The organism is Sphingomonas sp., from assembly GCF_017745215.1.
Lineage (GTDB): Bacteria > Pseudomonadota > Alphaproteobacteria > Sphingomonadales > Sphingomonadaceae > Sphingomonas.
This window is the reverse complement of record NZ_JAGHZV010000011.1, coordinates 47,907-72,178: the sequence shown is the minus strand read 5'-3', so window position 1 is coordinate 72,178 and position 24,272 is coordinate 47,907. Positions and strand designations below refer to the sequence as shown.

Annotated in this window: 25 protein-coding genes and 1 tRNA gene; 12 read left to right on the top strand and 14 right to left on the bottom strand. The window is 68.8% G+C overall.

Annotated elements, in window-relative coordinates:
- Positions 1–29: 29 nt before the first annotated feature.
- The 11 genes from J7495_RS12750 to J7495_RS12700 form a co-directional block, all read right to left on the bottom strand.
- The gene (locus J7495_RS12750) at positions 30–563 is read right to left on the bottom strand and encodes a GNAT family N-acetyltransferase (protein WP_294056910.1); all 534 of its coding nucleotides are present in this window, start codon (positions 561–563) and stop codon (positions 30–32) included.
- The gene (locus J7495_RS12745; RefSeq protein ID WP_294056908.1) at positions 560–1,090 is read right to left on the bottom strand and encodes a GNAT family N-acetyltransferase; all 531 of its coding nucleotides are present in this window, start codon (positions 1,088–1,090) and stop codon (positions 560–562) included. Before J7495_RS12745 ends, J7495_RS12750 begins: the two co-directional genes overlap by 4 nt.
- Positions 1,087–2,073 carry a porphobilinogen synthase gene (gene hemB, locus J7495_RS12740; protein ID WP_294056907.1) on the bottom strand — a complete coding sequence of 329 codons (987 nt, stop codon included), beginning with the start codon at positions 2,071–2,073 and terminating at the stop codon, positions 1,087–1,089. Before hemB ends, J7495_RS12745 begins: the two co-directional genes overlap by 4 nt.
- A gap of 39 nt (positions 2,074–2,112) precedes the next feature.
- The gene (locus J7495_RS12735) at positions 2,113–3,567 is read right to left on the bottom strand and encodes an MATE family efflux transporter (RefSeq protein ID WP_294056906.1); all 1,455 of its coding nucleotides are present in this window, start codon (positions 3,565–3,567) and stop codon (positions 2,113–2,115) included.
- Between the two features lie 62 nt (positions 3,568–3,629).
- Positions 3,630–4,403: a DUF2262 domain-containing protein gene (locus tag J7495_RS12730; protein WP_294056905.1), complete on the bottom strand. Its 774-nt coding sequence runs from the start codon at positions 4,401–4,403 to the stop codon at positions 3,630–3,632.
- Complete coding sequence (locus tag J7495_RS12725) at positions 4,400–7,078, bottom strand: valine--tRNA ligase (RefSeq protein WP_294056903.1); 2,679 nt, start codon at positions 7,076–7,078, stop codon at positions 4,400–4,402. The genes J7495_RS12730 and J7495_RS12725 overlap by 4 nt, the downstream gene beginning before the upstream one ends.
- A 36-nt stretch (positions 7,079–7,114) precedes the next feature.
- Positions 7,115–8,032, bottom strand: coding sequence for a hypothetical protein (locus J7495_RS12720; protein WP_294056902.1), 918 nt, complete (start codon positions 8,030–8,032; stop codon positions 7,115–7,117).
- Positions 8,033–8,123: 91 nt separating this feature from the next.
- Positions 8,124–10,184: a S9 family peptidase gene (locus J7495_RS12715; RefSeq protein ID WP_294056901.1), complete on the bottom strand. Its 2,061-nt coding sequence runs from the start codon at positions 10,182–10,184 to the stop codon at positions 8,124–8,126.
- A gap of 177 nt (positions 10,185–10,361) precedes the next feature.
- Positions 10,362–10,841: a DUF2497 domain-containing protein gene (locus tag J7495_RS12710; RefSeq protein WP_294056899.1), complete on the bottom strand. Its 480-nt coding sequence runs from the start codon at positions 10,839–10,841 to the stop codon at positions 10,362–10,364.
- A 39-nt stretch (positions 10,842–10,880) separates the two neighbouring features.
- Positions 10,881–12,413 carry a TolC family outer membrane protein gene (locus J7495_RS12705; RefSeq protein ID WP_294056898.1) on the bottom strand — a complete coding sequence of 511 codons (1,533 nt, stop codon included), beginning with the start codon at positions 12,411–12,413 and terminating at the stop codon, positions 10,881–10,883.
- 17 nt (positions 12,414–12,430) lie between these two features.
- Positions 12,431–13,108: a protein-L-isoaspartate O-methyltransferase gene (locus J7495_RS12700; protein WP_294056984.1), complete on the bottom strand. Its 678-nt coding sequence runs from the start codon at positions 13,106–13,108 to the stop codon at positions 12,431–12,433.
- Positions 13,109–13,274: 166 nt separating this feature from the next.
- Here J7495_RS12700 and J7495_RS12695 point away from each other — a divergent pair.
- Positions 13,275–13,348 (top strand) — tRNA-Cys (locus tag J7495_RS12695).
- Positions 13,349–13,399: 51 nt separating this feature from the next.
- On the opposite strand, the gene J7495_RS12690 is transcribed toward J7495_RS12695, so the two are convergent.
- On the bottom strand, positions 13,400–13,867 hold the full coding sequence (locus tag J7495_RS12690) for an Lrp/AsnC family transcriptional regulator (RefSeq protein ID WP_294056897.1): 468 nt from the start codon (positions 13,865–13,867) through the stop codon (positions 13,400–13,402).
- A 111-nt stretch (positions 13,868–13,978) separates the two neighbouring features.
- Here J7495_RS12690 and J7495_RS12685 point away from each other — a divergent pair, with 111 nt between their 5' ends.
- The 3 genes from J7495_RS12685 (at position 13,979) to J7495_RS12675 (ending at position 16,509) form a co-directional block, all read left to right on the top strand.
- Positions 13,979–14,338: a VOC family protein gene (locus tag J7495_RS12685; protein WP_294056895.1), complete on the top strand. Its 360-nt coding sequence runs from the start codon at positions 13,979–13,981 to the stop codon at positions 14,336–14,338.
- A gap of 16 nt (positions 14,339–14,354) precedes the next feature.
- On the top strand, positions 14,355–16,175 hold the full coding sequence (locus J7495_RS12680) for a hypothetical protein (RefSeq protein ID WP_294056893.1): 1,821 nt from the start codon (positions 14,355–14,357) through the stop codon (positions 16,173–16,175).
- Between the two features lie 109 nt (positions 16,176–16,284).
- Complete coding sequence (locus J7495_RS12675; RefSeq protein ID WP_294056891.1) at positions 16,285–16,509, top strand: hypothetical protein; 225 nt, start codon at positions 16,285–16,287, stop codon at positions 16,507–16,509.
- A gap of 18 nt (positions 16,510–16,527) precedes the next feature.
- Here the strand turns inward: J7495_RS12675 and J7495_RS12670 are convergent, their stop codons facing one another.
- Positions 16,528–16,722: a hypothetical protein gene (locus J7495_RS12670; protein WP_294056889.1), complete on the bottom strand. Its 195-nt coding sequence runs from the start codon at positions 16,720–16,722 to the stop codon at positions 16,528–16,530.
- 117 nt (positions 16,723–16,839) lie between these two features.
- On the opposite strand from J7495_RS12670, the gene cysS reads away from it, so the two are divergent.
- From cysS to J7495_RS12630, 8 genes are all read left to right on the top strand, one after another.
- Entirely contained in the window at positions 16,840–18,294 is a 1,455-nt protein-coding gene (gene cysS / locus J7495_RS12665; RefSeq protein WP_294056888.1) for a cysteine--tRNA ligase, read from the top strand.
- A 70-nt stretch (positions 18,295–18,364) separates the two neighbouring features.
- Complete coding sequence (locus J7495_RS12660) at positions 18,365–19,081, top strand: hypothetical protein (RefSeq protein ID WP_294056886.1); 717 nt, start codon at positions 18,365–18,367, stop codon at positions 19,079–19,081.
- A 224-nt stretch (positions 19,082–19,305) separates the two neighbouring features.
- Positions 19,306–19,752: a TM2 domain-containing protein gene (locus J7495_RS12655; RefSeq protein WP_294056884.1), complete on the top strand. Its 447-nt coding sequence runs from the start codon at positions 19,306–19,308 to the stop codon at positions 19,750–19,752.
- 11 nt (positions 19,753–19,763) lie between these two features.
- Positions 19,764–20,699 carry an NAD(P)-dependent oxidoreductase gene (locus J7495_RS12650; RefSeq protein WP_294056882.1) on the top strand — a complete coding sequence of 312 codons (936 nt, stop codon included), beginning with the start codon at positions 19,764–19,766 and terminating at the stop codon, positions 20,697–20,699.
- A complete protein-coding gene (locus tag J7495_RS12645; protein WP_294056880.1) occupies positions 20,699–21,274 on the top strand; it encodes a hypothetical protein in 576 nt (191 codons plus the stop codon). Before J7495_RS12650 ends, J7495_RS12645 begins: the two co-directional genes overlap by 1 nt.
- Positions 21,271–21,858, top strand: a complete 588-nt coding sequence (locus J7495_RS12640; RefSeq protein ID WP_294056879.1) for a hypothetical protein — start codon at positions 21,271–21,273, stop codon at positions 21,856–21,858. The genes J7495_RS12645 and J7495_RS12640 overlap by 4 nt, the downstream gene beginning before the upstream one ends.
- A gap of 69 nt (positions 21,859–21,927) precedes the next feature.
- Entirely contained in the window at positions 21,928–22,275 is a 348-nt protein-coding gene (locus tag J7495_RS12635) for a metalloregulator ArsR/SmtB family transcription factor (protein ID WP_294056877.1), read from the top strand.
- Complete coding sequence (locus tag J7495_RS12630; RefSeq protein WP_294056876.1) at positions 22,268–22,747, top strand: SRPBCC family protein; 480 nt, start codon at positions 22,268–22,270, stop codon at positions 22,745–22,747. Before J7495_RS12635 ends, J7495_RS12630 begins: the two co-directional genes overlap by 8 nt.
- Before the next feature lie 41 nt (positions 22,748–22,788).
- Here J7495_RS12630 and J7495_RS12625 read toward each other — a convergent pair whose 3' ends face one another.
- The gene (locus J7495_RS12625) at positions 22,789–24,270 is read right to left on the bottom strand and encodes a tryptophan halogenase family protein (RefSeq protein ID WP_294056875.1); all 1,482 of its coding nucleotides are present in this window, start codon (positions 24,268–24,270) and stop codon (positions 22,789–22,791) included.
- Positions 24,271–24,272 lie beyond the last annotated feature (2 nt).

Genomic DNA, 24,272 nt, shown 5'->3' with positions numbered 1-24,272 from the left:
CGCCATAACGCCGGCCGCTTGCGCTTCGATTAACCGGGTCGCCTGATCCGATACGTGACGTGCGCCTTGAGCGGGCTGTCGTCGGGCAGGTTGGGGTGATCGAAATCATCCTCGGGCGCACGCACCATCCCCAGCCGCTCCATCAGTCCCCAGCTGCGGACATTCCCGGGCGTGGTGATCGCGGCAACCAGCGGCGCATCGAGATTGGCCCAGACCCAGGCCAGCGTCGCCGCCGCCGCTTCGCGGGCATAGCCTTGCCCCCAATGGTCCGCGGCGATCCGCCAGCCGATCTCGATCTGCCCCTCGATCGGCGTGTTCGCCGCCCCCGGCTTCACGCCGCACCAGCCGAGGAACGCGCCGTCGGCCCTGCGCTCCATCGCCCAGAAGGTGAAGCCGTGCTCGGCGCGCAGCGTCTCGACCCGCGCGATCAGCGCCCGCGTCTCCTCGCGGCTCATCAGCGGGCCGAGCGTCGCCATCACCTGCGGATCGGCGCACATCACCGCGAAGGGCTCGAGATCGTCCTCGCGCCAGCCGCGGAGGATCAAGCGTTCACTCTCGATCATGCCGGCCTCGCGATCGCATAGGTGACAGTGGATTTCAGCCGGTCGCCCACGGGAAAGAGCGGGTGCTCGTAATCGCCGCCGGGCACGCGGGACATGCCAAGCTTCTCCATCAGCGCCTGGCTCTTGAGGTTCGCCGCCGCGGTGATCGCGACGATCCGCCGCTCCGAGGTGTTCGCCCAGCCCCAGTCGAGCGCCGCGGCCATCGCCTCATGGGCATAGCCCTGCCGCCAATAGGGCCGCGCGATGATCCACCCCGCCTCGACTTCGCCGGCGATCGGGTTGTGCATGTCGCCGCGCTTCAGGCCGCAGAAGCCGACCACCGCTCCGTCCCCGGCGCGTTCGACCGTCCAGAAACCCAGCCCCTCGCGGCGATAGCTGTCGTGCTTGGCGAGCACCGCGTCGCTGGCCGCGGCGTCCTTCACCGGGCCGAGGTCGGCCATCACCTCGGGATCGGCCCACATCGCGTACAGCGCGGGCCGGTCGGCGGCCTCGGGCAGCCGCAGGATCAATCGGGGCGTGCGGATCATGCTCCCAGCAGCTTCGCCGCATGCGGAGCATGATAGGTCAGCACGCCCGAGCAGCCCGCGCGCTTGAACGCCAGCAGCGTCTCGAGCACCAGCACGTCGCGCTCGCCCGCGCCTGCCGCCGCCGCGGCCTCGATCATCGCATACTCGCCCGAGACCTGATAGGCGAAGACAGGGACCTCGAAGCGATCCTTCACGCGGACGATGATGTCGAGATAGGGCAGCCCCGGCTTGACCATGACGCTGTCGGCGCCCTCGTCGAGGTCGAGCGCGACTTCGCGCAGCGCTTCCTCGGCATTGGCCGGGTCCATCTGATAGGTCTTCTTGTCGCCCTTCAATAGCCCGCGCGAGCCGACCGCATCGCGGAACGGCCCGTAGAAGCCGCTCGCGTACTTGGCGGCATAGGCCATGATCTGGACGTTGACATGCCCCGCCACCTCCAGCGCGGCGCGGATCAGCCCGACGCGGCCATCCATCATGTCCGAGGGCGCGACGATATCCGCCCCCGCCTCGGCCTGGACCAGCGCCTGGTTGACCAGCACCTCGGCGGTCTCGTCGTTGAGGACATAGCCTTCGCCGTCGACCAACCCGTCATGGCCGTGCGCGGTATAGGGATCGAGCGCGACGTCGGTGAGGATGCCCACGTCCGCGCCCGAATCTCGGATCGCCTTGATCGCGCGACACATGAGGTTGTCGGGGTTGAGCGCCTCGCGCCCGTCCTGGGTGCGCAGCTCGCGCGGCGTATTCGGGAACAGCGCGATGCAGGGGATGCCCAGCGCCGCTGCTTCCCTGGCCTTCGCCGCGATCGCCGCGACCGGCCAGCGCGATACGCCCGGGAGCGATCCGATCGGCTCCTCCTCGCCACCCTCGGTCACGAACAGCGGCCAGATCAGGTCGGCGGGGGTGAGCACCGTCTCGGCATGCAGCCGGCGGCTCCAGCCCGAAGTGCGCGTGCGGCGGAGGCGGAGGGCGGGGTAATGGCTCATGCGGCGCTATTGGTCCCTTCCCCCCGTCCGCGCAAGCGCTCAGCCGCCCGGCGTCATCCGCCCTTCGGGTTCGGCCGCGGCAAGTGCTTCCTCCGCCGCTGCCTCGGGGCTCGGCCGCTGCATCATCGGCGCGCGCGGCTTGCGCCAATTGCCCCAGCGATAGAAGGCTATGGCGAGCGCGAGGCTGGTCACCGAGCTGATCGGGAAGGAGATCCACAGCGCGTCGTGCCCCAGTACGCCGCGGCCGAAGGTCGCGATGCCGAGCCGCAGCGGCAGCATGGTGAACGCGAAGACGCACAGCGGCACCCACACCACCCCGTTCGCGCGCATCGTGCCGAACAGCACCATCGTGCCGCCGGCGAGGAGGAAACTCCAGGTGACGATCAGCTGGATGTGCTGCGCGATCGGCAGGGCGGGGCTGTCCCCGCCGAGGAACAGCGCGAGCGCGGGCCGATCGGCGATCGCGAGCAACACGACGAGCCCGCCGGTCATCGCGAGGTTGAACAGGATGCCCGAGCGGGTAATCGCGCCGATCCGGTCCCATTTGCCCGCGCCGATGTTCTGCGCCGCCATCGCGCTCACCGCCGCGCTCACCGCCACCGCGGGCATCTGGACATAGGTCCACAGCTGGAGCGCCACGCCGTAAGCCGCGGCGGTGTCGACACCCTCACGGTTGACCAGCCTGACCATTGCGATGCCGGCGAGGCTCAGCACGATCATCTGAAGCCCCATCGGAAAGCCCATCGCGACGATGCGCTTCAGCAGCGCGGGATCGGGCCGGAGATAGCCGAGCTCCGCGCCGCGCAGCCGGATCGGCATGTCGCGCCAGTAGATGGCGACGACCATGACCACCAACGCGAGCAGGTTCGCGACCAGCGTCGCGGTCGCCGAGCCGGCGATGCCCATCCGCGGGAAGGGCCCGACGCCGAGGATCAGCAGCGGGTTGAGCCCGCAGTCGATCACCACCACCCCGAGCATGAACCACAGCGGCGTCATGGCGTCGCCCGTGCCGCGCAGGGTCATGGTGATGATCGCGAGCGTCAGTGCCGGCGGGAGAACGAGGAAGATCACGCGCAGATAGGCGAGCGCCGGCGCTACCGCCTCGGGCGGCATGTGGAGCAGGCCGAGCAGCTGCGGGGTGAAGATCCAGCCCAGCGCCGAGACGATCGCCACGATCACGAAGAAGCTGCCGACGATCGTGCCGAACACGCGGCGCACCTGGTCGAGGTCCTTCCGGCCCGAGGCCTGGCCGATCAGGATCGTCGCCGCCATGCCGAAGCCGAAGACGAACGACATGGTGAGAAACAGGACCAGGTTCGCGCTCGAAGTCGCTGCAAGCGCGTTCTCGCCGAGGAAGCGGCCGACCCAGATCGAGTTGACCGACCCCTGGAGCGACTGGACGATCGACGAGATCAGCGTCGGGATCGCGAACTGGAACAGCGCCGGGCCGATCGGCCCGGTGGTGAGGTCGCGCTTGATTGCCTGTGATGCCATGTCGATCCCCCTCGATGGCTGGTGCTATTGGCTGGAACGCGCGGGCGGCGCAAGCGATGCGCTCAGCCGGCGATCTGCGCGTCGATCGTGTCGGTCTCGCCGTCGTAGGTGACGATGATCGTATGCCCTGCGAACAGATCGCCGTCGTCGTGGTGGAATTCGACGAAGCGCTCGCTGCCGATCGTGATCGCCTCGAGCGTGACGCGATCGAGGAACGCCTGGGCGTCGAGCTCCGGCTCGTCCTCGTCGCGCCAGGTCTCGTTCCGGAGCGCGAGGAGCGAGTCGAGCATCGCCTGACGGATGCGCTTGTCCCAGGCTTCCGCCGCGTCGAACAGCGCACGCGCCTCGGCGAGCGCCGGCGCCTGCCCGTCGACGGCCTCGAGCGACAGCGTGACCGGCTTGCCGAGCCATTCGGTCCCGGCCTCGAACTGGTTGACTCGCTCGTCGAAGGCGAAGCGGCCGAAGCGCGCGTCCTCGAGCTTGCGGCCCGCGAGCCACTCGCCTCGCGCCTCCGCCAGCGCCGGGTCGCGCCGTGGCCCGAGGTAGCGGACGATCCGGCCGCGATCGGGCCGCGCGGGATCGATCTCGACGATCAGCTCGACCGCGGGCGCGAGACCGAACAGCCAGGACCAGAAGCCGTGCGGCAGCCGCGTCGGCTTGAAGACATAGAGCTCAGTGGCCTCGATCGGCCCGCCCGAACGCCGCCATGGACGGAGGTGCTGGACGATCTCGGGCACGTCCCAGCGCCCGTCGTCGCGCCGCGACTGCACCAGCCCGGTTCCGCCGCGCTTGAGCAGTCCGCGGACACGGACGCGCTCGGGCGGTGTCGAGCTCACCCCAGCCGGGCGAGCGCCGCCGACAGCCGCTCGGCCTCCGCGGCCTTTTCTTCATGGTCGGCGCGGGCCTTATCGACCGCCTCGGGCTTGGCGCGCTCGACGAAGCTCGGGTTGGCGAGGCGACCGGCGAGCCCGTCGCGCTCCTTCTCGGCCGCGGCGATCGCCTTGGCGAGGCGGGCGCGTTCGGACTCGAGGTCGATGACGTCACCCAGCGGCACCACGAAGGTCGCTTCATCGACGACGATCTGGAGCGCACCGCCCGCCGGCGCATCGCCTTCGGCGCGGTCAACTCGTGCGAGACGGGCCAGCGCCGCGTCCTGACGAGCCAGCCGCTCGCCCGTCGCGGCCGAAGCCTCGCGGACATGGATCGGCAGGCGCGCGCCCGGCGGCACGTTGAGTTCGGTCCGCGCCGCCCGGATCTCGCTCACCAGCCGGATCAGCCAGTCGATCTCCTTCGCCGCCTCGGGATCGAGCGCGCGGGCGTCGGCCATCGGCCACTTCGCGACGATCAACTCGTGCTCGCGCGCGCCCATCTTCGACCAGAGCTCCTCGGTGATGAAGGGCATGAACGGATGGAGGATCACCAGGATCTGGTCGAGCACCCAGCCCGCCACCGCGCGCGTCTCGTCGGCGCCTTCGCCGCCCTCGCCCTGGATGACAGGCTTGATCAGCTCGAGATACCAGTCGCAGAAGCGGCTCCAGGTGAACTGGTAGATCGCGTTCGCGGCTTCGTCGAAGCGCAGCTCGGCGAGCGCCAGGTCGACCGCCTGCACCGTCGCGACCGTCTCGGCGACGATCCAGCGGTTGACCGCCAGCGCCGCTCCGGGCGGCTCGAGCGTCGCCGAGGCGCCGATCCCGTTCGACTGGCAGAAGCGCGCGGCGTTCCACAGCTTGGTCGCGAAGTTGCGGTAGCCGACGATCCGCTGCCCATCCATCTTGATGTCGCGGCCCTGGCTCTCCATCGCCGCCATGAAGAAGCGCAGCGCGTCGGCGCCATACTGGTCGATCAGCCCGAGCGGATCGACGGTGTTGCCCTTGGACTTGGACATCTTCTGCCCGTCCGCGGCGCGCACGAGGCCGTGGAGATACAGCGTCTTGAACGGCACTTGCTTCATGAAGTGCAGGCCCTGCATCATCATCCGCGCATCCCAGAAGAACAGGATGTCGAACCCCGAGATCAGCACGTCGTTGGGATAGCGGCCGTGGAGCGTCGGGCTCGTCTCCTCGGGCCAGCCCATCGTCGCGAACGGCCAGAGCGCGGAGGAGAACCAGGTGTCGAGGACGTCGGGGTCCTGCGTGAGCGCAACGCCCTCGCCCGCCTGCGCCTGCGCCTCGGCCTCGCTCTCGGCAACGAAGACGCTGCCGTCCTCGGCGAACCAAGCCGGGATCCGGTGCCCCCACCAGAGCTGGCGGCTCACGCACCAGGGCTGGATGTTCTCCATCCAGTTGAAATAGGTCTTCTCCCAGCTCTTCGGCACGACCTTGGTCGCGCCCGAGCGCACCGCTTCTATCGCCGGCTTGGCCAGCGTCGCGGCGTCGACATACCATTGGTCGGTCAGCCAGGGCTCGATCACCACGCCCGAGCGATCGCCGAAGGGCGTCGCGATCGTGCGCGGCTCGGCCTCGTGCTCATTGCCCTCCTTGTCGACGAAGGGCACCAGGAAGTCCTGTTCCCTGAGCAGCGCGACCACGGCCTTGCGCGCCTCGAACCGGTCGAGCCCGATCAGCTCGGCGGGGATCAGCCCGTCGGCGGTCTGCGCGACGGCCGCCTTGGCGTCGAGCATGTTGAGCATCTCGCCGGGCTTGAAGCCGGCGCGCTTGCCCACCTCGAAGTCGTTGAAGTCATGCCCCGGCGTGATCTTCACCGCGCCCGAGCCGAGCGCCGGGTCGGCATGCTCGTCGGTCACGATCGGGATCAATCGCCCGGTGATCGGCAGCCGCACCTTCTTGCCCACCAGCGCGGCATAGCGCTCGTCGCCCGGGTGAACCGCCACCGCCATATCGGCGAGCATCGTCTCGGGCCGGGTCGTCGCAACGTGGATGAAGCCGCTGCCGTCCTCGAGCGGATAGCGGAGCTGCCAGAAGCTGCCCTTCACATCGGTCGTCTCGACCTCGAGGTCCGAGATCGCGGTGCCCAGGCCCGGGTCCCAGTTCACCAGCCGCTTGTCGCGGTAGAGCAGCCCCTGGCGGTAGAGGTCGACGAACACCTTGAGCACGGCCTTGGAAAAGCCGGGGTCCATGGTGAAGCGCTCGTTCGCCCAGTCCATCGAGCAGCCGAGCCGGCGCAGCTGGCGGGTGATCTGCCCGCCGCTCTCGGCCTTCCATTCCCAGACCTTGGCGACGAACCCGTCGCGGGTGAAGTCGGTGCGCTTCCGCTGCTGCTGGTTGAGCTGGCGCTCGACCACCATCTGCGTGGCGATGCCGGCATGATCGGTGCCGACCACCCAGCGCGCATCCTTGCCCTTCAGCCGCGCGTGGCGAACGAGGATGTCCTGCAGCGTGTTGTCGAGCGCATGGCCGATATGGAGGCTGCCGGTGACGTTGGGCGGCGGGTTCACCAGCGTCCAGGGTTCGGCGCCGGGGCGTTCGGGCGCGAACAGGCCGTTCGCCTCCCAATGCTGGTACCAGCGGGATTCGATCTCGGCGGGGTCGAAGGTCTTGGGCAGCTCGGTCATGCCGCCCGCCTTAGTCCGCCCGCGCGAAAAGCCAAGCTAGAGCGAGAGTTCGATGTCCACGATCGCGCGGTCGGCAAGCGCGTTGGGGCCCCAGACCTGCGAAGCGATCGGCTTGCCGCCGCCATCCATGCCGGTGAGCCGGACCATGTAGCTCACGCCCGGGGTGACGCTATGCCCCCCGCTCGGCGGGAAGCGCGACGGGTCCTGGATCAGCCAGCGCGCCAACGCGCCGATCGGCCGCGTGCCGGTGACCTGGCCGGCGATCTCCCATTGCGCCGCGAGCGGATCGACGCCCTGGGCGAACTCGACCTGCGCGGTGCCCTCGGCGTTGACGCGGCGGTGGCTGACCGACAGCCAGGCCTCCTGCGGGCGCGGCTGGGGGTTCTGCTCGGCCACCGGGTCGATCGGACGGATGCCGAGGTTGCGCAGCAGCCGGTTCACGCCGCTGCTCCCGCCCGCGAGCACCGCGGCCTCGAGCAGCTGGCACATCAGCAGCGCCGTCGCGCCGGTGGTGTCATAGCCATAGGAAGCGAACAGCGTGGCGAAGAGGTGCGACTTGAATCCCGTCGTCACCGCGAGCGCCAGCGCGAAGGACAGGACCGGCTTCAGTCCCTTGCGGTTGAACAGCCGCGCGACCGGGCGCCAGTTGAAGAACAGCGCGAGCGCCGATTCGAGGATCGCCGAGAGGACGAAGAGCTTGAGCAGCACCGCGCCCGAATCGAGGATCACCTGCGGCTGGTTGTTGTCGCCGGAAGTCGTGACCGCTCCGGACTGCTGGTTCGCGGCGACTGCCCCGCCCTGCTGCTGTTGCGGCGGGATCACGGCGGGCAGGTTGGTCGCGGACGCCGCCGGCTGGACCACCGGCGCCACCGTCGTGTTGTCGAGCGCCGCAGCGGTCTGAACCGGCGCGGCTGCGACCGTCAGCAAGGCCAGCAAGGCGAACAGGTGCCGCATCGAATTCCTCCCCCACAGAAGATGTCGGGGAATGATCCTATCGGCGCCCTGCCCGCTTGCCAGGCCTATTCATTCCACTTTCGAACGATCGTTACTTCGCGGTCCAGCGGTTCAGCCAGCCGAGCACTTCGCCATACCATTGGCGCGAGTTCTTCGGCTTGAGGACCCAGTGGTTCTCGTCGGGGAAGACGAGGAGCTTGGAGGGGATGTCCTTGCGCTGGAGCGCCGTGAACGCCGCGAGACCCTGGCTGTAGGGGATGCGGAAGTCACGCTCGCTGGTGATCACCAGCTGCGGGGTCTTCCAGGCGGCGACGTGATTGACCGGGTTCCACTTCTCGAACGCGGCGGGGTCCTCATAATAGGCCTTGCCGCCGTGCTCCCACTCGTCGAACCACAGCTCCTCGGTTTCGTACGCCATCGCGCGCGCGTCGAACACGCCGTCGTGCTGGACGATGCACTTGAACCGATCGGGCCAGTTGCCCTCGATCCAGTTCATCATATAGCCGCCGTAGGAGGCGCCGAGCGCGCAGGCGTTGTCGCCGTCGAGCCAGGGGAATTTCTCGGTCGCCGCGGCGAAGCCCTTCTGCAGATCCTCGAGCGGCCAGCCGCCCCAATTGTTGCGGATCGCGTCGGTGAAGCCCTGGCCGTAACCGGTCGAGCCATGGAAATCGACCGCGACCACCGCATAGCCCGCCCCGGCGAACACCGCGGGATTCCAGCGGTACGACCAGCTGTCGTTCATGCTGCCCTGCGGGCCGCCATGGACGATGAACGCTACCGGCGCCTTCGCCCCTTCCGCGAGCGAGGCCGGCTTGGCGGTATAGCCCCACACCGTGTCGCCGTTCGCGCCGGTGAAGCTGAAGCGGATGATCTGCGGCATCGCGATGCCGGCGAGCTTGTCGGCATTGACCGACGTCAGCTGCCGCCAGTCGTTGCGCTTCTTGCCCGTGCCGAGCCAGTAGAAATCGTCGGGCGCGGTGAGGCTGTTCATCGAATAGACCAGCCCGCCCTTGGTCGGCACAACGGCCGAGGCGGCGCCGAGCTCGGTCAGGCGGATCACCTTGCCGGTCCCGGGATCGACCGACCAGATCGGCACGTCCTGCGTGTCCTCGGCAGTGACGTAGATCGTCTTCGAATCGGGCGACCAGGCGATCGAGCCGACCGAGCGATCCCAGCCTTCCGTCACTGCGCGCGTCTCGCCCGTGGCGAGGTTGCGGAGCATCATCACTTGGCGATCGGCTTCGTAGGTCGGCCGCTTCATCGCGAAATAGGCGAGCCACTTGCCATCGGGCGAGGGCGTGGGGAGATTGTCCATGCCGTCGTTGGCGTCGGTGAGGTTGACCGGCTTGGCCGAGCCGTCGGCAGGCGCCGCGAAGATGTCGAGGTTGGTAGACTTGGCTTCGATCCGCCCGGCCTCGCGCAGCGCGAAGAACACGGTCTTGCCATCGGCCGACCAGGATACTTCCTCGCCGCCGCCGAAGGGCTTCGAGGGCGAATCACCGACAAGGCCACCCTCGATCGCGACGCCATTGCCCTTGGCCGCGCCGCCGCTCACCGGGATCACGAACAGCTGCGAGCGCGTGCCGTCGGCCCAGGTGTCCCAGTGGCGGACGAACAGCTGCTCATAGACGCGGCCCGATCCGGCCATCGCGTCCTTCTTGACCATCGCCGGCTCGAGGCTCGGCGCGCCGGGCTTGCGGTCGGCCCAGACGAGCAGCTTGTCGCCCGCGGGCGAGATCTTGAACCCGCCCATGCCGCCGGCGAAGTCGGTGAGCTTCGTTGCCGCGCCGCCCGCGACGGGCACTGACCAGACGGCATCATCGCCGCCCTTGTCCGACTGGAAATAGACCGTCGCGCTGTCGACGCTCGAGAACAGCGGGCTGGTCTCATTGACGTCGGCGTCGGCAACCAGCTTCTCGGGCTTGGCGCCCTTCACCGTGAGGTCGAGCCGCCAGAGGTCGTAGCGGCCGCGGTTGGCGTCGACATCGGTCTCGCGCTGCTGCCAGACGAGCCAATGGCCGTCGGGCGACACCGCCGGCGCGGAGACGCGCGAGAGGCGGATCACGTCTTCGATGGTGAGGTCACGAGCCGAGGCAGGCACCGCGGCGGCGGAGAGGGCGAGCGCAACGCCCGCGAGCAGGATATGCTTCATGGGGCATGGCTTAGGGCGAGGTGGGGCGGGATTCCAGTCCCCTCCCGCGTTCGCCGACGAACTTCTCAGTCGTCATCCCGGCGAAGCCGGGACCCAGGGCCACATAGGTCATCGCCCGCGACTCCTGGGTCCCGGCTTTCGCCGGGATGACGGTGAGTATTTGGGAGTAGGTTCGGCCTAAGGCCGCCCGGCGATCCGCGCGATCTCGCGCGCGACCATTTCCTCGACCATCTGCGGCAGATTGGCGTCGAGCCATTCGCGCAGCATCGGGCGGAGCATCTCGCGGACCATCCCCTCAAGCGTCTCGGACACCGGCGACGGTGCCTCGGGGCGCACCACCATCCGCGACAGCGCCTCGAGCGGCCCGCGCGTCGCTTCGACGGCGCTCGCCGAGACGATCGATTCCAGGCTCGCCGGCAGCGGCTGCGGCGCGGGCTGCACAGGTGCAGGCTCGGCCTTGGCGATCGGCTGCGGCGCCGGTTCGGGAACGGGCTCGCTCAATTCGAGGATCTCCTCGGCGGGCACGGGCGTCGGCGGAGCCTTCGGCGGCACACGTCGCGTGCGCGCGCTCGCGGCAGCATCGCCCTCTTCGGCGATGATGCGTTTGATGGACGAGAGAATCTCCTCCATCGAAGGTTCGCTACTGACGTCCCCCATCGACAAACACCTTTCCGTGTCTCCGCCCGGGCGTCTCAATCAGGGATTTGGTTGCCCGCTGTCAACCTCGTCTCGATTCAGCAACGGATCCAGGCTGCCCTTCACCAGCGGGGTCTGGGGCGGCGTCTGGTTGGTACGCGTACCGACCGCGGTCGGTTCCGGATCCTTCGCCCAATCGTTCATGCTCTTGCGCACGCGGTCGTAATTGACCGTCGGATCGTAGAGCGGCCCGCCGTCGAGACCCAGGTGCGCGGCATCGGCCTTGCCCATCGCCGCGAGCAGCGAGAAGCAGGCGACATAGCTGTCGCGCTCGGCGCTGACATACTGGACCTGCGCGTTCAGGAATTCCTGCTCGGCATTCAGGATGTCGAGGATCGTGCGCGTGCCGACGCTGTTCTCGGCGCGGACGCCCTCGAGGCTCAGCCTGTTCGCTTCCACCGCGACCTTGGTCGATTCGATCACCTTGAGCGAGGCTTGGCAGGACGCGAACGCCGAACGCGTCTGCGCGATCACGCCGCGCTCGGTGAGCGTCACGCCTTCGATCGCCGCCGATTCGCGCGCCTGCGCCTGGCGCACCTGCGCGCCGGTGCGGCCGCCCTGGAACAGCGGCATCGTGAAGTTCACGCCCGCGGTCGTCGAGACGCCGTCGTTGCCGATTCCCGCCAGCGTGCCTGCCGACGAGACCGAGCTGAGGTTGTTGTAATAGTTCGAGCCCACCCCGACGCTCACGCGCGGCAGGCGGCCCGCCTCGGCGGCGCTGACATCGTAGCGCGAGGCTTCGCGCGCCTTGGTCGCGGCTTCGAGGTTGGCGTTGCTCTCGATCGCGATGTCGGTCGCGGTGCCGACGTCCGCCGGCATGTTGGGCAGCGCCGGCGGCTGGGCGAGCACGCCCGGGGGGGAGCCGATCACGCGGATGTAGTTCTCGCGGCTGCCGATCAGCTGCGCTTCGGCGCCGCTCAGCTGGCTGCGTGCGAGCGCGAGCCGTGCCTCGGACTGCGCCACGTCGGTGCGGGTCAGGTCGCCGACCTCGAACCGGTCGCGCGTCGCCTGGAGATTGACCTCGAGCGCGTGGACGTTCTGCTGGTTGAGCCGGACGATCGCCTCGTCGCGGATCACGTCGACATAGGCGGAGACGACCTGGGTGAACACGTCCGCCTCGGTCGCGCGCAGCGTCGCTCGGCCGCCCTCGACCCGGCGCTCTGCCGCGCGCACCGAATTGCGCACCGCGCCGCCGGTGTAGATCGGCACCGAGACATTGGCACCGACCGTGCCCTGGCGGGTCGGGCCGATGCCCTGGTCGGTGTCATAGACGTTCTGGTTGAACCCGGCGGTCGAGTTCGCCGAAGGGAGCCCCTGCGAGCGTGCGATCGGCACATTCTCGTCGGTCGCGCGCAGATTGGCGCGCTCGCCGGCGAGGTCGGGATTGGTGTTGTACGCCTGGACCATCGCCTGGCGCAGCGTCGTGTCCGGCGCGGGCGCATCCTGCGCGGTGGTCGCGGGCGCGGTCTGTGCCGCTCCCTGGGTCGCGATTGCGATCAGGCTCGCGCCCAGAAACATCGGCAGGAGTCGCATGGGGCTCATCATCTTCTTCAGAATTGAAACGTCGCGGGACGGGCGAAGCCGGGAAGCATGGCACATTCGATGTCGGCGAAGGGCACGAGCGCGAAGCCGCTGGTGCGGCGCCCCGCGGCGAGCCGGGTCACGCCGTTCTCGACCAGCCCCGACGTGACGCGCGCGCCGGGCTTGAGCTGCGCGACGACTGCCTCGGGGAGCTGCTCCACCGCGCCGTCGACGAGCAGCAGGTCGTAGGGGCCCGATGCGGCCCAGCCGGCGTCGAGCGGCCCTTCGACCACGGTCACATTCGAATGGCCTGCGAGCGCGTTGCGGGCGAGCGCGACGAGCGTGGGCTCCTCCTCGAGCGCGACGACGCTGGCGACCAGGCCGGAGAGCACCGCCGCGGCATAGCCGCCCGCCGCGCCGATCAGCAGTACATGGTCGTCGGCACGCAGCTGCGCCTGGGTGAGCAGCCGCCCGGTGGCGAGCGGCGAATTGTGGCGGCGCCCGCCGGCCAGCGGCAACAGCGTGTCTCGATAGGCGAGCCCACGCTGCTCGACGGGAACGAAGGCCTCGCGCGGCAGCCGCGCCATCGCCTCGACCACGCGCGCGTCGTTCACCGCGTTGGTCCTGAGCTGGCTCGCGACCATCGCATGGCGCATCACGTCGGAGTTCGTGGCTCCGCCCTGCGCGGGGTTGACCGAAAGCGCCATCATGTCTCCGCCTTATGCACAACTGTATTGTTCATGCAATACAGTTCTTGAATGGGCGCCTTGTATCGTGCCGGTGCGGGATCGCCAAGCGGCTGGGCCCGGCATTTTTTGCGCTGCAATGTTGACAGGAAGAGGGCCCTCGCGCATTCCCCGCGCCTCGCTCCGGGGCCCGATGGCGGAGTGGTGACGCAGCGGACTGCAAATCCGTATACGCCGGTTCGATTCCGGCTCGGGCCTCCAGGGCTATTCGGCGGGCCGGTACCGCGCCGTTTCAGCTTTGCTGAAACCAACCTAAAGCGGCAGCGCGAGCGAACGCTTGCCGCTGCTGAGCACCACATTGGTGGTGAACTTGCGCACATTGGGATTGTCGGTGACGAGGCTGGACATCAGCGCGTCATAGTCCTCGACGTCCTTCGCCACGACCACCAGGATGAAGTCGGTGGTGCCGGTGACGTAGAAATATTCCTGGATGCGCGGCTCGTCGCTCATCCAGCTGCGCAGCCGGGCGAGCAGTTCGGGGCGGTCGCGCTCGACCTCCAGCGCGACGATGAAGAAGGTCGGCTTGCCGAGCTTCGCGGGCGCCACCACAGCGACCGTCGCGGTGATCACCTTCGCCGCCTTGAGCCGCTTGATCCGCCGCAGCACCGCCGAGGCCGAGAGCCCGACCCGCTCGGCGAGCTGGTCTGCCGTCGCATCGGCATCGGCCTGGAGCGCGGCCAGCAGCCGCCTGTCGTGGGAGTCGAGCGCGATATCGGCCATTTCCGGCAGGATAGCAGGCCCCTGCGCGGTTTTCCCGCGAATCCGGCGGAACTTCGCCGGAAAGCCGCGCCCTTGGCCGGTAGCTCTTCGGGCACCACGTCGGAGCCGTCCATGATCGACCATCTCGAACTCAAGACCCGCCAGCTGGATGCCGCCCTCGCCTTCTACGCCATCGTGCTCGAGCCGCTCGGCTATGCGCTCAAGACCGATGGCGCTTCGAAGGGCTTCGGCGACGGCAAGTCGCTCGACTTCTTCGTCGGCGAGGGCGAGCCCACGCGCGCGATCCACTTCGCCTTCGCCGCGTCCAATCGCGCGACCGTCGACCGCGTCTACCGCCGCGCCGGCGAAGCGGGCCTGACGCTCGACCGGGCCCCCGCCCTCGCACCGCATATCCACCCGAACTATTACGCCGGCTATCTCCGCGATCCCGACGGCCATCTGATCGAGTTCGTGACGCACCGCGCCGAGTGAGGTACCGTCGCGGGCGATGACCCTCGCTTCCGCGGCACCGGGCCGAACGGCACGCCACGCTCGCCTGACCGTCTGCGCGGCGGCGGGGATCGCGCTGTTTGCAGTGCCGGGGCCGGCGCAGCCGCAGGGCACCGCCGACATCCGCGTCTCCGCCGACGGCGCGGGGCCGAGCCACCTCTTCTGGTTGACCGGCGACCAGAAAAGCGACGTCGTAGGCGTGGTCGATCCGCTGTTCGCGGCGATCCGCTTCTACCGCGTCGCGCGCGCCGTCCGGCCGGGCGAGCCGCTCGCCGGGCGGCTGACCGCGCTTGGCGTCTGCGCGATCCCGGTCGATTTCCGGCCGTGGCGCATCCACGCGTTCCGAGGAAGCGTGGCGATCGAATCCATGCCGGATCCCGGCGCGCTCGGCCAAGGTGCGCGAGCCGCAGATTTCCGCACGCGCGTCCTCAACGTTCCGCGCCGCCTGCTCGGCAAGCCCGCCCGCCTCGACGCCGCCGCGCGCCGGATCGACACGCGCGACTGGGATCCGGCGAGCGAAGTTCCGTGCGGCACGGTCAGCCGCGCGGGCAAGGTCGGCGCCGGTATGCCCGAACGGGCCTCGCGCCTCTCCGCTCGGGCGATTCGCCTCGCCAACGGCCGCGGCGCGCTCGCCCCGCCCCGGTTGCTCACCGTGTACAGCAGGGTCAACCGTCTCTTCTCGGCTCGCGAGATCGAGCCAGCGGGCAGTTCGCGCATCGTCCAGGCTTCCGAAGCGATCCCCTCCGACGACGGAGTGGTCCGCATCCGCTCGCGCATCCTCGTCTATCACCACGACGCCGACCACCCTTCGCGCGCGATCACGCTCCGGGCGAGCGAACTGCGCGGCAAGTTCGGGCTCAAGCCGCTCGCCGCGCTGCCCTCGGGCGAGTTGCTGGTGATGGGCAAGCAACCCGGCAGCGCGGGCCCTTTCCGCCTGCTCTCCTGCGGCTATGCCAATGGCGCGCTCGACCCGCGGCTGTGCGGGCTCGAGGCGCTGCCGCCGCCAGCCTCGCCGCACGCCGCGCTCCGTACCGTCCCTGCCCGCGCCACGAGCCTGCGCACCGCGACGATCTTCGCCAATGTCGCCAGGCTCGCGAACTATCGCCTGCGCGTCGACACCAGTCGCATGCCCGCCGACTGCCGCCGCGCCGAGGGCTGCCGCGTCGGCGAGAGCGGCGACCGCTTCGTGCCGATCCGCGGCATCCGCCTCACCCGCGGCATCTTCGAACGGCGCGGCATGCCCTACGCCCAGGCGCGCGTTCCCCAGGACATCGACCGGCTGCTCGGCGCAACATCGGGCCAGCTGAGCCATGCCCTGGCCGAGGTAAGCCGCGGCGCACGCGGTTGGCCGGGTAACCTGCGCGACGGGCTCGAAGGCGATCTCGGCGTCGATTGCTCGGGGCTCGTCCAAATCGCCTGGGGCGGCACCAACGGCCAGCGGCTCAACACCGCCGGGCTCCAGGCGCTGTCGAGCCCGCTCGCCTGCTCGGCGCGGCTGCCCGGTCCGGAATACCTCCGCGCCGGCGACGCGATCGGGCTCAACGTCGGGCTTCCGCGCGCGCAACTCGTCGGCCATGTCATGCTCTTCGCCGCGGCGATGCGGCCCGACGGCGCCAACGACGCCTGGCTGATGCTGGAATCCTCGAGCGGCTGCGACGGCGTCTGCTGGTCGGTCTATGATCCGTCGCTGTTCGACGGGTGGGGGCTCTATCGCGCCGCCGGCCGCGCCGACGCCGCCTGCCTCGCGGGCAATGCCGCCGCGGCGACGCCGATCCCCTATGACCTCACGCGCTGGAGCCTGCTCGCCGCGCGGCGCTGACCCACATCGACCTGTTGCCCTGGGGCAACTCGTCGCCGCAAACCCACGGCTCGTCGGAACATGCGAGCAGCCGCTGTCGTTATGTCCCTGTATCGAAGGGAGACGAAGCATGTACGACTTCGGCCGGCAGCAGCCGCTGATGGGCTATCGCATCGCCTATCGCCAGGACCATGCGAACCATTGCCCGGGCTGCGACAAGTCGCACTGGATGGTTGGCCGCGTCACTGCGGAATGCGCCTTCTGCGGCACCGCACTGCCGCTGATCGAAGGGATGAGCCTGGGGATGGGCCGGCTGCAGGCACACGGCGTCTCGAGGACGCAGATGGCGGCTTGAGAGCCGCCGGAAAGCGCCTCATTCCGGCTCGTCGTCCGACTGCGGCGGCTGGCGCCGTTCGAACCGCTCGTGCCACGCCTGCTCGGCGGCGATGTTGGCGTCACGACGGCGGCGCGATTTGATCTCCAACCTGCGGGCAGTCCGTTTCTCCCACAGCGAATATCCGAAGACGCCGAAGATCAGAAGAATCACAATCGGCGTTGCGTAGGCCATGGGCGATCCTCACCCTTTCGTCGTCGAAACCGTATTGGAACCGTAACAACGCTGTCAAAGACGGTTGTTTCCATTTCCGCATGAATTCGGTCCGCAGTGTCGCTATAGGCGCGCGCCATGACCGCTCAGCCTTCCGCGCCGCTCACGCTCTACAATTCGCTTTCGCGCAGCCTCGAGGCCTTTGCGCCGCTCGATCCGGCGCGCGGCGTGCGCGTCTACTCGTGCGGCCCGACGGTCTACAATTATGCCCATCTCGGCAATCTCCGCGCCTACGTCTTCACCGACACGCTGAGCAGGGTGCTGAGCTGGAAGGGCCACAAGCTCACCCATGTCATCAACATCACCGACGTCGGTCACCTCACCTCGGACGCCGATAGCGGCGACGACAAGATGGAGAAGGCCGCGCGCGCGCAGGCGATGAGCATCTGGGACGTGGCGGCGCACTACACCGCGGCGTTCAAGTCGAACGTCGCCGACCTCAACATCCGCGAGCCTTCGCGTTGGTCGGTCGCCACCGACCACATCGCGGAGATGATCGACTTTGCGAAGAAGATCGCGCCCGATCATTGTTACGAGCTCGACAACGGCCTCTATTTCGACGTCTCGACCGTTCCCGATTACGGTCGCCTCGCTGGGGCGCAGGACGATGCCGCCGAGGGGCGCATCGATCCGGTCGCGGGCAAGCGCCATCCGCAGGACTTCGCGATCTGGCGCAAGTCGCCGCCGGGCGAGCAGCGCCAGATGGAGTGGCACTCGCCCTGGGGCATGGGCGCGCCGGGCTGGCACCTCGAATGCTCGGTGATGAGCCTGAAGTATCTCGGCGCGCCGTTCGACATCCACACCGGCGGGATCGACCACCGCGAAATCCACCACCCCAATGAGATCGCGCAGAACCAGGCCTATTGCGGCTGCGCCGACAGCGGCTCGCACTTCTGGATGCACAACAACTTCCTGGTGGCCAGAGATACGGATGGGCGCGGCGGCAAGATGTCCAAGTCGGCCGGCGGCTTCACCACGCTCCAGTCGCTGATCGACGCGGGCGTGCATCCGCTCGCCTATCGCCTGATGTGCCTCTCGGCGCATTACCGCAGCGAGCTCGAGTTCAGCGCGGAGAACCTCGGCGCGGCGCTCACGCGGCTCAAGCGGCTGGTGATGACGGTGCAGGCGCTCAAGGCGAAGGCGAGCGGCAGCGGCACCGCGCCCTATCCCTGGCTCAAACGGCTCGACGAAGCGGTTTCAGACGATCTCAACACGCCCAAGGCGCTGCCCGTGCTCGACGAACTGCTCGCCGAGAAGTCGCTGAGCGTCGAGGATCGCCTCGCCGCGCTCGCCGAGTTCGACGATGTGCTCGGGCTCAAGCTGCTCGACCTCACGCGCGAGGACCTGCGCCTGAAGCCCAAGGACGCCGCGCTCGACGCCGCCACGATCGAGGGGCGGCTCGCCGAGCGCAGGGAAGCGCGCGCGGCGAAGGACTTCGCCCGCTCCGACGCGATCCGCGACGAACTCGCCGCCGCGGGTATCGACGTCATGGACGGCGATCCGCTCGGCTGGGAGTGGAAGCCGCTCCTCTGACGCAGCCGGGATAAATCGGGGACATGCGTGCGTTCCACTCCCTCGGAACCATTGCCCGAGGAGAGCATGCATGGCCGTCCGCCCGACGCTTCCGCTGATTTCGCTCGCCGCCGCGCTCGCGCTGGCGGGGTGCAACCAGGCGCCCCAGACCACCGACAATGCGTTGGTGAACGTCGAGAACGCCACCGATCTCGGCGACACGCCCGAGAATGACGAAGTGCCGGTGATCGAGAATGTCGCTGCCGGCTCGACCGAGGCGGTGGCAGTGGCGGCGCTGCCCAAGCCCGCGGCGAACACGCCGGCCACCGACGCCGCGCCGCTCGCCGAGGCATCGACGATCGAGACCGACATTCGCGAAGCGCGCGGCATCCAGCGCGTCCGCTACGGCGAGGGCTGGGCCTGGATGCAGGGCGGCCGGATCGTCCGAACCGCCGATCGCGACGGCAGGAACATCGCCTATTTCCGCCGCGGCGAGGACAAGCCGTTCCTCGTCCAGCGCGGCGACCGCGCCTTCGCCTATCAGGGCGACAAGCCGGTCCGCGAGTTCGACCACGATGGCCGCGCGACCAGGCCCGACGCCGGCCGCAGCCGTGAGGCCGAGGACGCCGCGAAGGATGCGCGCGCGCAGCACGGCCAGGCCGAGCAGGCGCGCGACCACGCCCGCCGTCCCGACGACCGTCGCGGCAGTCGCGACGACCATGCCAGCCCGACCCCCACACCGTCGCCGAGCCCCTCGCCGACGCGCAGCCACGACCGCCCGGATCGCGGCCGTCCGGGCCAGCACTGATCTGGTTCCGGCCGCCGATCCCTAGCCTTCAGTCGCCATCCCCAGCGAAAGCCGGGACCCAGGGCCACGAGCTATGACCTCCGCAACCCCTGGGTCCCGGCTTTCGCCGGGACGACGGTTGAAATCGCGACGATGAAACGACCGAACCCAAGTCGACGGCTTCGGGCTTCCCTCCCGCCTCAACGCATGGCAATCCTCCTCCCCGAACCACGGAGAGAGGGGCCATGCGCGGCAAGGTGTTGGCGTTCGACGATCGCCTCGGCGAGGGTCACATCTCGGGCGACGACGGCCAGCGCTATCGCTTCGCCGCCGCCGAATGGCGCCCGCGCGGCGCGCCTTCGGCCGGGTTGCAGGTCGATTTCGAGACCGACGGGCGGGAGGCGCAGGCAGTCTATCCGCTCGGTCCCGAGCTCCACGCGCGCGGGAAGAGCCGGATCAGCGCCGCGCTGCTCGCCTTCTTCCTCGGCGCGCTCGGCATCCACAAATTCTACCTCGACAGGAACGGCGCAGGCCTCGTCATGCTGCTGATCAGCCTCGCCGGCATCGCGGTCGCCGGCGTGCCCTCGGGGCTGATGGCGCTGATCGGCATCATCGAGGCGATCCTCTACCTCGTGCGCAGTGACGCGGAGTTCGACCGGCTCTATGTGCAGGGAAACAAGTCCTGGTTCTGAGTCCCGCCCCCGTGAAAGCCGTCCTCCCCGCCCTCGCCCGCCCGCTGATCGAGGCCAGGTTGCCCGCCGGCGTGGATGTCCACTGGTTTTCCACAACCGACGAAGCGGTCGCGATGGTCGCCGACGCCGACATCGGCTGGGTCGACATCAACCAGCCCGCCGAATGGGCGCGCGTCGTCGCGGCGGGCGGCAAGCTCAAATGGCTGTCGACGATCTACGCCGGGCTCGACGCACTCGACACAAGGCTGCTGCTCGACCGCGGCACGCGCGTCACCAACGGCAGCGGCGTCAACGCTCACACCGTCGCCGAATATGCCGTGCTCGGCGCCCTCGTCGCCGCCAAGCGCTACGATCAGGTCGTCCATATCGCCGATACGCATGTCTGGCCCTATGAGGCGCCCGGCAAGCTCGAACTCTATCAGAGTTCCGCGCTGATCCTCGGCTATGGCACGATCGGCAAGTTGATCGGCGATCGCATCGCGGCGTTCGAAGCAAAGGTGACCGCGGTCACTCGTTCGGGCCGCGACGGGACGCTCAGGCCCGACGAATGGCGCGCGCGGCTCGGCGAGTTCGACTGGGTCTTCCTCGCCGCGCCCGCCACCGGCGAGAGCCGCCACATGATCGGCGAGGCCGAATTGAAGGCGATGAAGCCCTCGGCGTGGATCGTCAACGTCGGCCGCGGCGACCTGATCGACCAGGAGGCGCTGATCGAGGCGCTCCACAAGCGCCGGATCGGCGGCGCGTTCCTCGACACCGTCTCGCCCGAGCCGCTGCCCCCCGAACATCCTCTGTGGACCACGCCCAACGCGATCCTCTCGATGCATCTCTCGGGCCGCAGCCAGACCCAGATGTTCATCCGCGCCGCAACGATCTTCGCCGAGAACATCCACGCCTTCGTCGACGGTCGCCCGCTCCGCAATGAAGTCGATCTCGCGGCAGGCTATTGATGCAGGCCGGCCTCCTTCTCGCCGCCGCGCTGCTAGCGGGCGCGCCGCCGCAGGACGGCGGGCTGCGCGTCACCGACGTGGCCGAATCGAGCGACGGCTTCTCGTGTCGCGCGCGCGAGCTGCCAGAGCTGCGCCTCTCGCACGACTGGCGCGACGGCGACCGCGCGGCGAGCTGGGAAATGGGCGCGCGCGAGGCGGGGGGCAACGACATGCGCATCCGCGCGGCCTTCACGCCCGATCCCGCGGCGCCCTTCGGCACGGTCAGCCTGCTGATGGGGTTCCAGCTCGACTTCGACCGCACGCCGCTGCGCGCGGCACCTGTCGTCGCCCACCTGCGCATCGACGGCAAGCCCGATGCAAGCGTGCTCACGCTCGAGGGAAGCCGCAGTTCGGTCTCGCTCGTCGTGCTCGAGCGCCAGCGCGCCGACCTCGCGCAGAAACTGATGCGCGCCTCGATCGTCGAGATCGATCTGGTCGACGCCACCGCCGCGCAACTCGGCCGCTTCAGCTGGGACATCCGCGGCCTCCGCCGCGCGCCCGAGCTGCTGCAGATCCTCAACTGGAGTTGCCGATGATCCGCCTGCTCGCCGCTACCGTGCTCGTCCTGCTGCCGTCGGCGGCGCTTGCCCAACGCGTCGACACGCGGCGGTCGGAGGTGACGAAATCCGCTGACGGCACCATGTGCCGCTTCAACGGCGTTTCCGGCCTGCAACTCTCGGAACCGCTGGGCGCTGCGCCGGGCGCGGTCTGGGAGCTCAATGCAATCGAGGCCGGCGCGAATCGTCGGGTCAATCTTCTCTTCCTATTCCTCCAGGGCGGCAACGGCGCGTTCGGCGTCGCTGCCAAGCCGCTCGGCATCGATCTCGGCGACCCGGCGCTGACTGCGCGCGTCGCTTCGGCGACGCTCAGCCTCGACGACAATCCACAGAGCTTCGCCTTCGTGCGCAAGGCGGAGGCCGAGGGCCCCGACCTCCTGTTCACCGGCGACCCCGATCGCTTCGTCGAGATTCTCGCCGAGACTCAAACCGCCAGGCTGGAGCTTGCGCTCGAGCCGGGCGCCTCCCCGGTCACCTTCCACTGGAACGTCCGGAAATTCCGCGACATTCCCGAGCTGCTCGACCTCGTCCACTGGAGCTGCACCAGCCCCGATCGCGGCTGAGCCGGCATCAGTTAGGCTTTGGGCTAAGTTTTTCGCTTGCGTGCGCTTCGCGGTATGATACTTAGCCGTATGACTAACCATTCACCCGATGAAGCGCAGATCGACCGGATGTTCGCCGCGCTCGCGGACCCGACGCGGCGCGCGGTGGTCAAGCGGCTCGTCCGCGGCCCCGCCAGCGTCACCGAGCTCGCGGGCGACCATCCGATCGCGCTGCCCAGCTTCCTGCAGCACGTCCGCCAGCTCGAGGCGGCGGGGCTGATCCGCACCGAGAAGCAGGGCCGCGTCCGCCGCTGCACGCTGGAAGCCCCCGCGCTGCTCGCGGTCGAGCGCTGGATCATCGAACGCCGCCAGGAATGGGAAGCCCGCCTCAACCGCCTCGGCACCTACCTCGACCAACTGGAGATCCCCGATGCCTGACACGCCCGCCGTCCACGACCGCTTCACGATCGAGCGGGTGTTCCCGCACGCCCCTGCCAAGGTGTTCGCGGCCTTCTCGACCGAGGACGGCAAGCAACGCTGGTTCTCGGGCCCCAACGACATGTGGGAGATGGTCGAGCGCAAGTTCGACTTCAGCGTCGGCGGGATCGAGACGATCGAAGGCCGCTGGAAGAGCGGCCAGCATCATCCCGAGGGCACGGTGACGCGGATGGACCTCGTCTATCACGACATCGTGCCGGACCGCCGCATCGTCTATGCCTATCGCATGGCGATCGACCACAAGCCGATCTCGGTAAGCATGACCTCGATCGAGCTGATGCCCGCGGAGGGCGGGACGAAGCTGCTGCTCACCGAGCACGGCATCTACCTCGACGGCTATGACGACGCCGGCAGCCGCGCGCACGGCGTGGGCTGGCAGATCGACAAGCTGGGAGCGACTTTGCCGGATTGACCTTTGAGCCGTCATCCCGGCGAAAGCCGGGATGACGGAGGTCAGGTCACATACCCCTCGACGAACGCCTGGTGCGTCGGCATCCCCGCCACCGCGCGGGCGATATTGCCCTTCAGGTCGGCCAGCGCTTCCTCGAGTTGCGCGTCGCCGAGCAGCTCGCCCATCGCGTGGTAGCGCTTCGGCGTCACGCGCTGGCCGAGCAGCACCTGCACCCAGCTGTCCACGCGGAACAGATCGTCCTGCGCCTGATAGGCGATGCCGTTCTCGCGGAAGAGCTCGATCCGCGCGGCGAGGGTATCGGGGATGCTCATCTCGCGGCACTGGCGCCAGAAGTCCGAATCGTCGCGCTCGGTCGCCTTGTAGTGGAGGATGATGAAGTCGCGGACGCGCTCGAGCTCGGCGCGCGACAGCTCGTTGTAGCGCTCGGCGAGCGAATCGGTGATCCCCGCGAAGGGGAAGAGCTGGATCAGCCGCGTCACCCCGATCATGAACAGGTGGATGCTCGTCGATTCGAGCGGCTCGACGAACCCGCTCGACAGACCGAAGGCGACGCAGTTCTTCACCCACGCCTTCCTACGCATCCCCGCACGATAGCGGATCGGGCGCGGTGCCACGATCACCTCGCCCTCGACACTCGAATGGAGCAGGTCGTGCGCCTCGTCGTCGCTCATGAAGTCGCTGCAATAGACGAGGCCGTTGCCGACGCGGTGCTGGAGCGGGATCCGCCACTGCCACCCCGCCCGATGCGCGATCGCGCGCGTATAGGGGAGCGCCGGGCCCACTGCCCGGGTCTGAAGCGGCAGCGCGCTGTTGGTCGGCAGCCAGTGCGTCCAATCCTCATAGCCGGCCTGCAGCGCGCCTTCGATCAGCAGCCCGCGGAAGCCCGTGCAGTCGATGAACAGGTCGCCCTCGATCCGCTCGTGCGATTCGAGCTCGAGCGCTTCGATGAAGCCGGTCTCGCCGTTCTGCTCGACGCGCGCGATCTTGCCTTCGACCCGCTTGATGCCATTGGCCTCGGCGAAGCTGCGCAGGAACCTGGCGTAGAGCCCCGCGTCGAGGTGATAGGCGTAGTTGATCCCGCCCTTCTCCGACGTCGCGAACTTCTCGGCGAGCGCGGCCTGGAGCTCGAAGCAATAATCGCCGATGTCGCCCGCGAAGCCCTGCTCGCGGCCGCGGAACCAAAAATGGTGAAAGTCGCCCATCCAGATCGCACGGCCGACGACGCCGAAGGCGTGGAAATAGCGGTCGCCGATCTCGGCCCAATTCTCGAAGGAGATTCCCAACTTGAAGGTCGAGCTGGTCGCCCGGAGGAACTCGCGCTCGTCGATGCCGAGCAACGCGTGGAAGCTGCGCACCGTGGGGATCGTCGATTCGCCCACGCCGACCGTGCCGATCTCCTCGGACTCGACCAGCGTGACTTCGACAAGCCGGCCCAGGTGCTTGCCCAGCGCCGCCGCGACCACCCACCCGGCGGTACCGCCGCCCGCGATGACCACGCGCTTCACAACCTGTTCCAAGATCATCC

Coding starts and splice junctions, on each gene's coding strand:
- J7495_RS12750 (WP_294056910.1), bottom strand. CDS start 563: ATGATCGAGAGTGAACGCTTGATCCTCCGCGGCTGGCGCGAGGACGAT.
- J7495_RS12745 (WP_294056908.1), bottom strand. CDS start 1,090: ATGATCCGCACGCCCCGATTGATCCTGCGGCTGCCCGAGGCCGCCGAC.
- hemB (WP_294056907.1), bottom strand. CDS start 2,073: ATGAGCCATTACCCCGCCCTCCGCCTCCGCCGCACGCGCACTTCGGGC.
- J7495_RS12735 (WP_294056906.1), bottom strand. CDS start 3,567: ATGGCATCACAGGCAATCAAGCGCGACCTCACCACCGGGCCGATCGGC.
- J7495_RS12725 (WP_294056903.1), bottom strand. CDS start 7,078: ATGACCGAGCTGCCCAAGACCTTCGACCCCGCCGAGATCGAATCCCGC.
- J7495_RS12720 (WP_294056902.1), bottom strand. CDS start 8,032: ATGCGGCACCTGTTCGCCTTGCTGGCCTTGCTGACGGTCGCAGCCGCG.
- J7495_RS12715 (WP_294056901.1), bottom strand. CDS start 10,184: ATGAAGCATATCCTGCTCGCGGGCGTTGCGCTCGCCCTCTCCGCCGCC.
- J7495_RS12710 (WP_294056899.1), bottom strand. CDS start 10,841: ATGGGGGACGTCAGTAGCGAACCTTCGATGGAGGAGATTCTCTCGTCC.
- J7495_RS12705 (WP_294056898.1), bottom strand. CDS start 12,413: ATGCGACTCCTGCCGATGTTTCTGGGCGCGAGCCTGATCGCAATCGCG.
- J7495_RS12700 (WP_294056984.1), bottom strand. CDS start 13,108: ATGGCGCTTTCGGTCAACCCCGCGCAGGGCGGAGCCACGAACTCCGAC.
- J7495_RS12690 (WP_294056897.1), bottom strand. CDS start 13,867: ATGGCCGATATCGCGCTCGACTCCCACGACAGGCGGCTGCTGGCCGCG.
- J7495_RS12685 (WP_294056895.1), top strand. CDS start 13,979: ATGATCGACCATCTCGAACTCAAGACCCGCCAGCTGGATGCCGCCCTC.
- J7495_RS12680 (WP_294056893.1), top strand. CDS start 14,355: ATGACCCTCGCTTCCGCGGCACCGGGCCGAACGGCACGCCACGCTCGC.
- J7495_RS12675 (WP_294056891.1), top strand. CDS start 16,285: ATGTACGACTTCGGCCGGCAGCAGCCGCTGATGGGCTATCGCATCGCC.
- J7495_RS12670 (WP_294056889.1), bottom strand. CDS start 16,722: ATGGCCTACGCAACGCCGATTGTGATTCTTCTGATCTTCGGCGTCTTC.
- cysS (WP_294056888.1), top strand. CDS start 16,840: ATGACCGCTCAGCCTTCCGCGCCGCTCACGCTCTACAATTCGCTTTCG.
- J7495_RS12660 (WP_294056886.1), top strand. CDS start 18,365: ATGGCCGTCCGCCCGACGCTTCCGCTGATTTCGCTCGCCGCCGCGCTC.
- J7495_RS12655 (WP_294056884.1), top strand. CDS start 19,306: ATGCGCGGCAAGGTGTTGGCGTTCGACGATCGCCTCGGCGAGGGTCAC.
- J7495_RS12645 (WP_294056880.1), top strand. CDS start 20,699: ATGCAGGCCGGCCTCCTTCTCGCCGCCGCGCTGCTAGCGGGCGCGCCG.
- J7495_RS12640 (WP_294056879.1), top strand. CDS start 21,271: ATGATCCGCCTGCTCGCCGCTACCGTGCTCGTCCTGCTGCCGTCGGCG.
- J7495_RS12635 (WP_294056877.1), top strand. CDS start 21,928: ATGACTAACCATTCACCCGATGAAGCGCAGATCGACCGGATGTTCGCC.
- J7495_RS12630 (WP_294056876.1), top strand. CDS start 22,268: ATGCCTGACACGCCCGCCGTCCACGACCGCTTCACGATCGAGCGGGTG.
- J7495_RS12625 (WP_294056875.1), bottom strand. CDS start 24,270: ATGATCTTGGAACAGGTTGTGAAGCGCGTGGTCATCGCGGGCGGCGGT.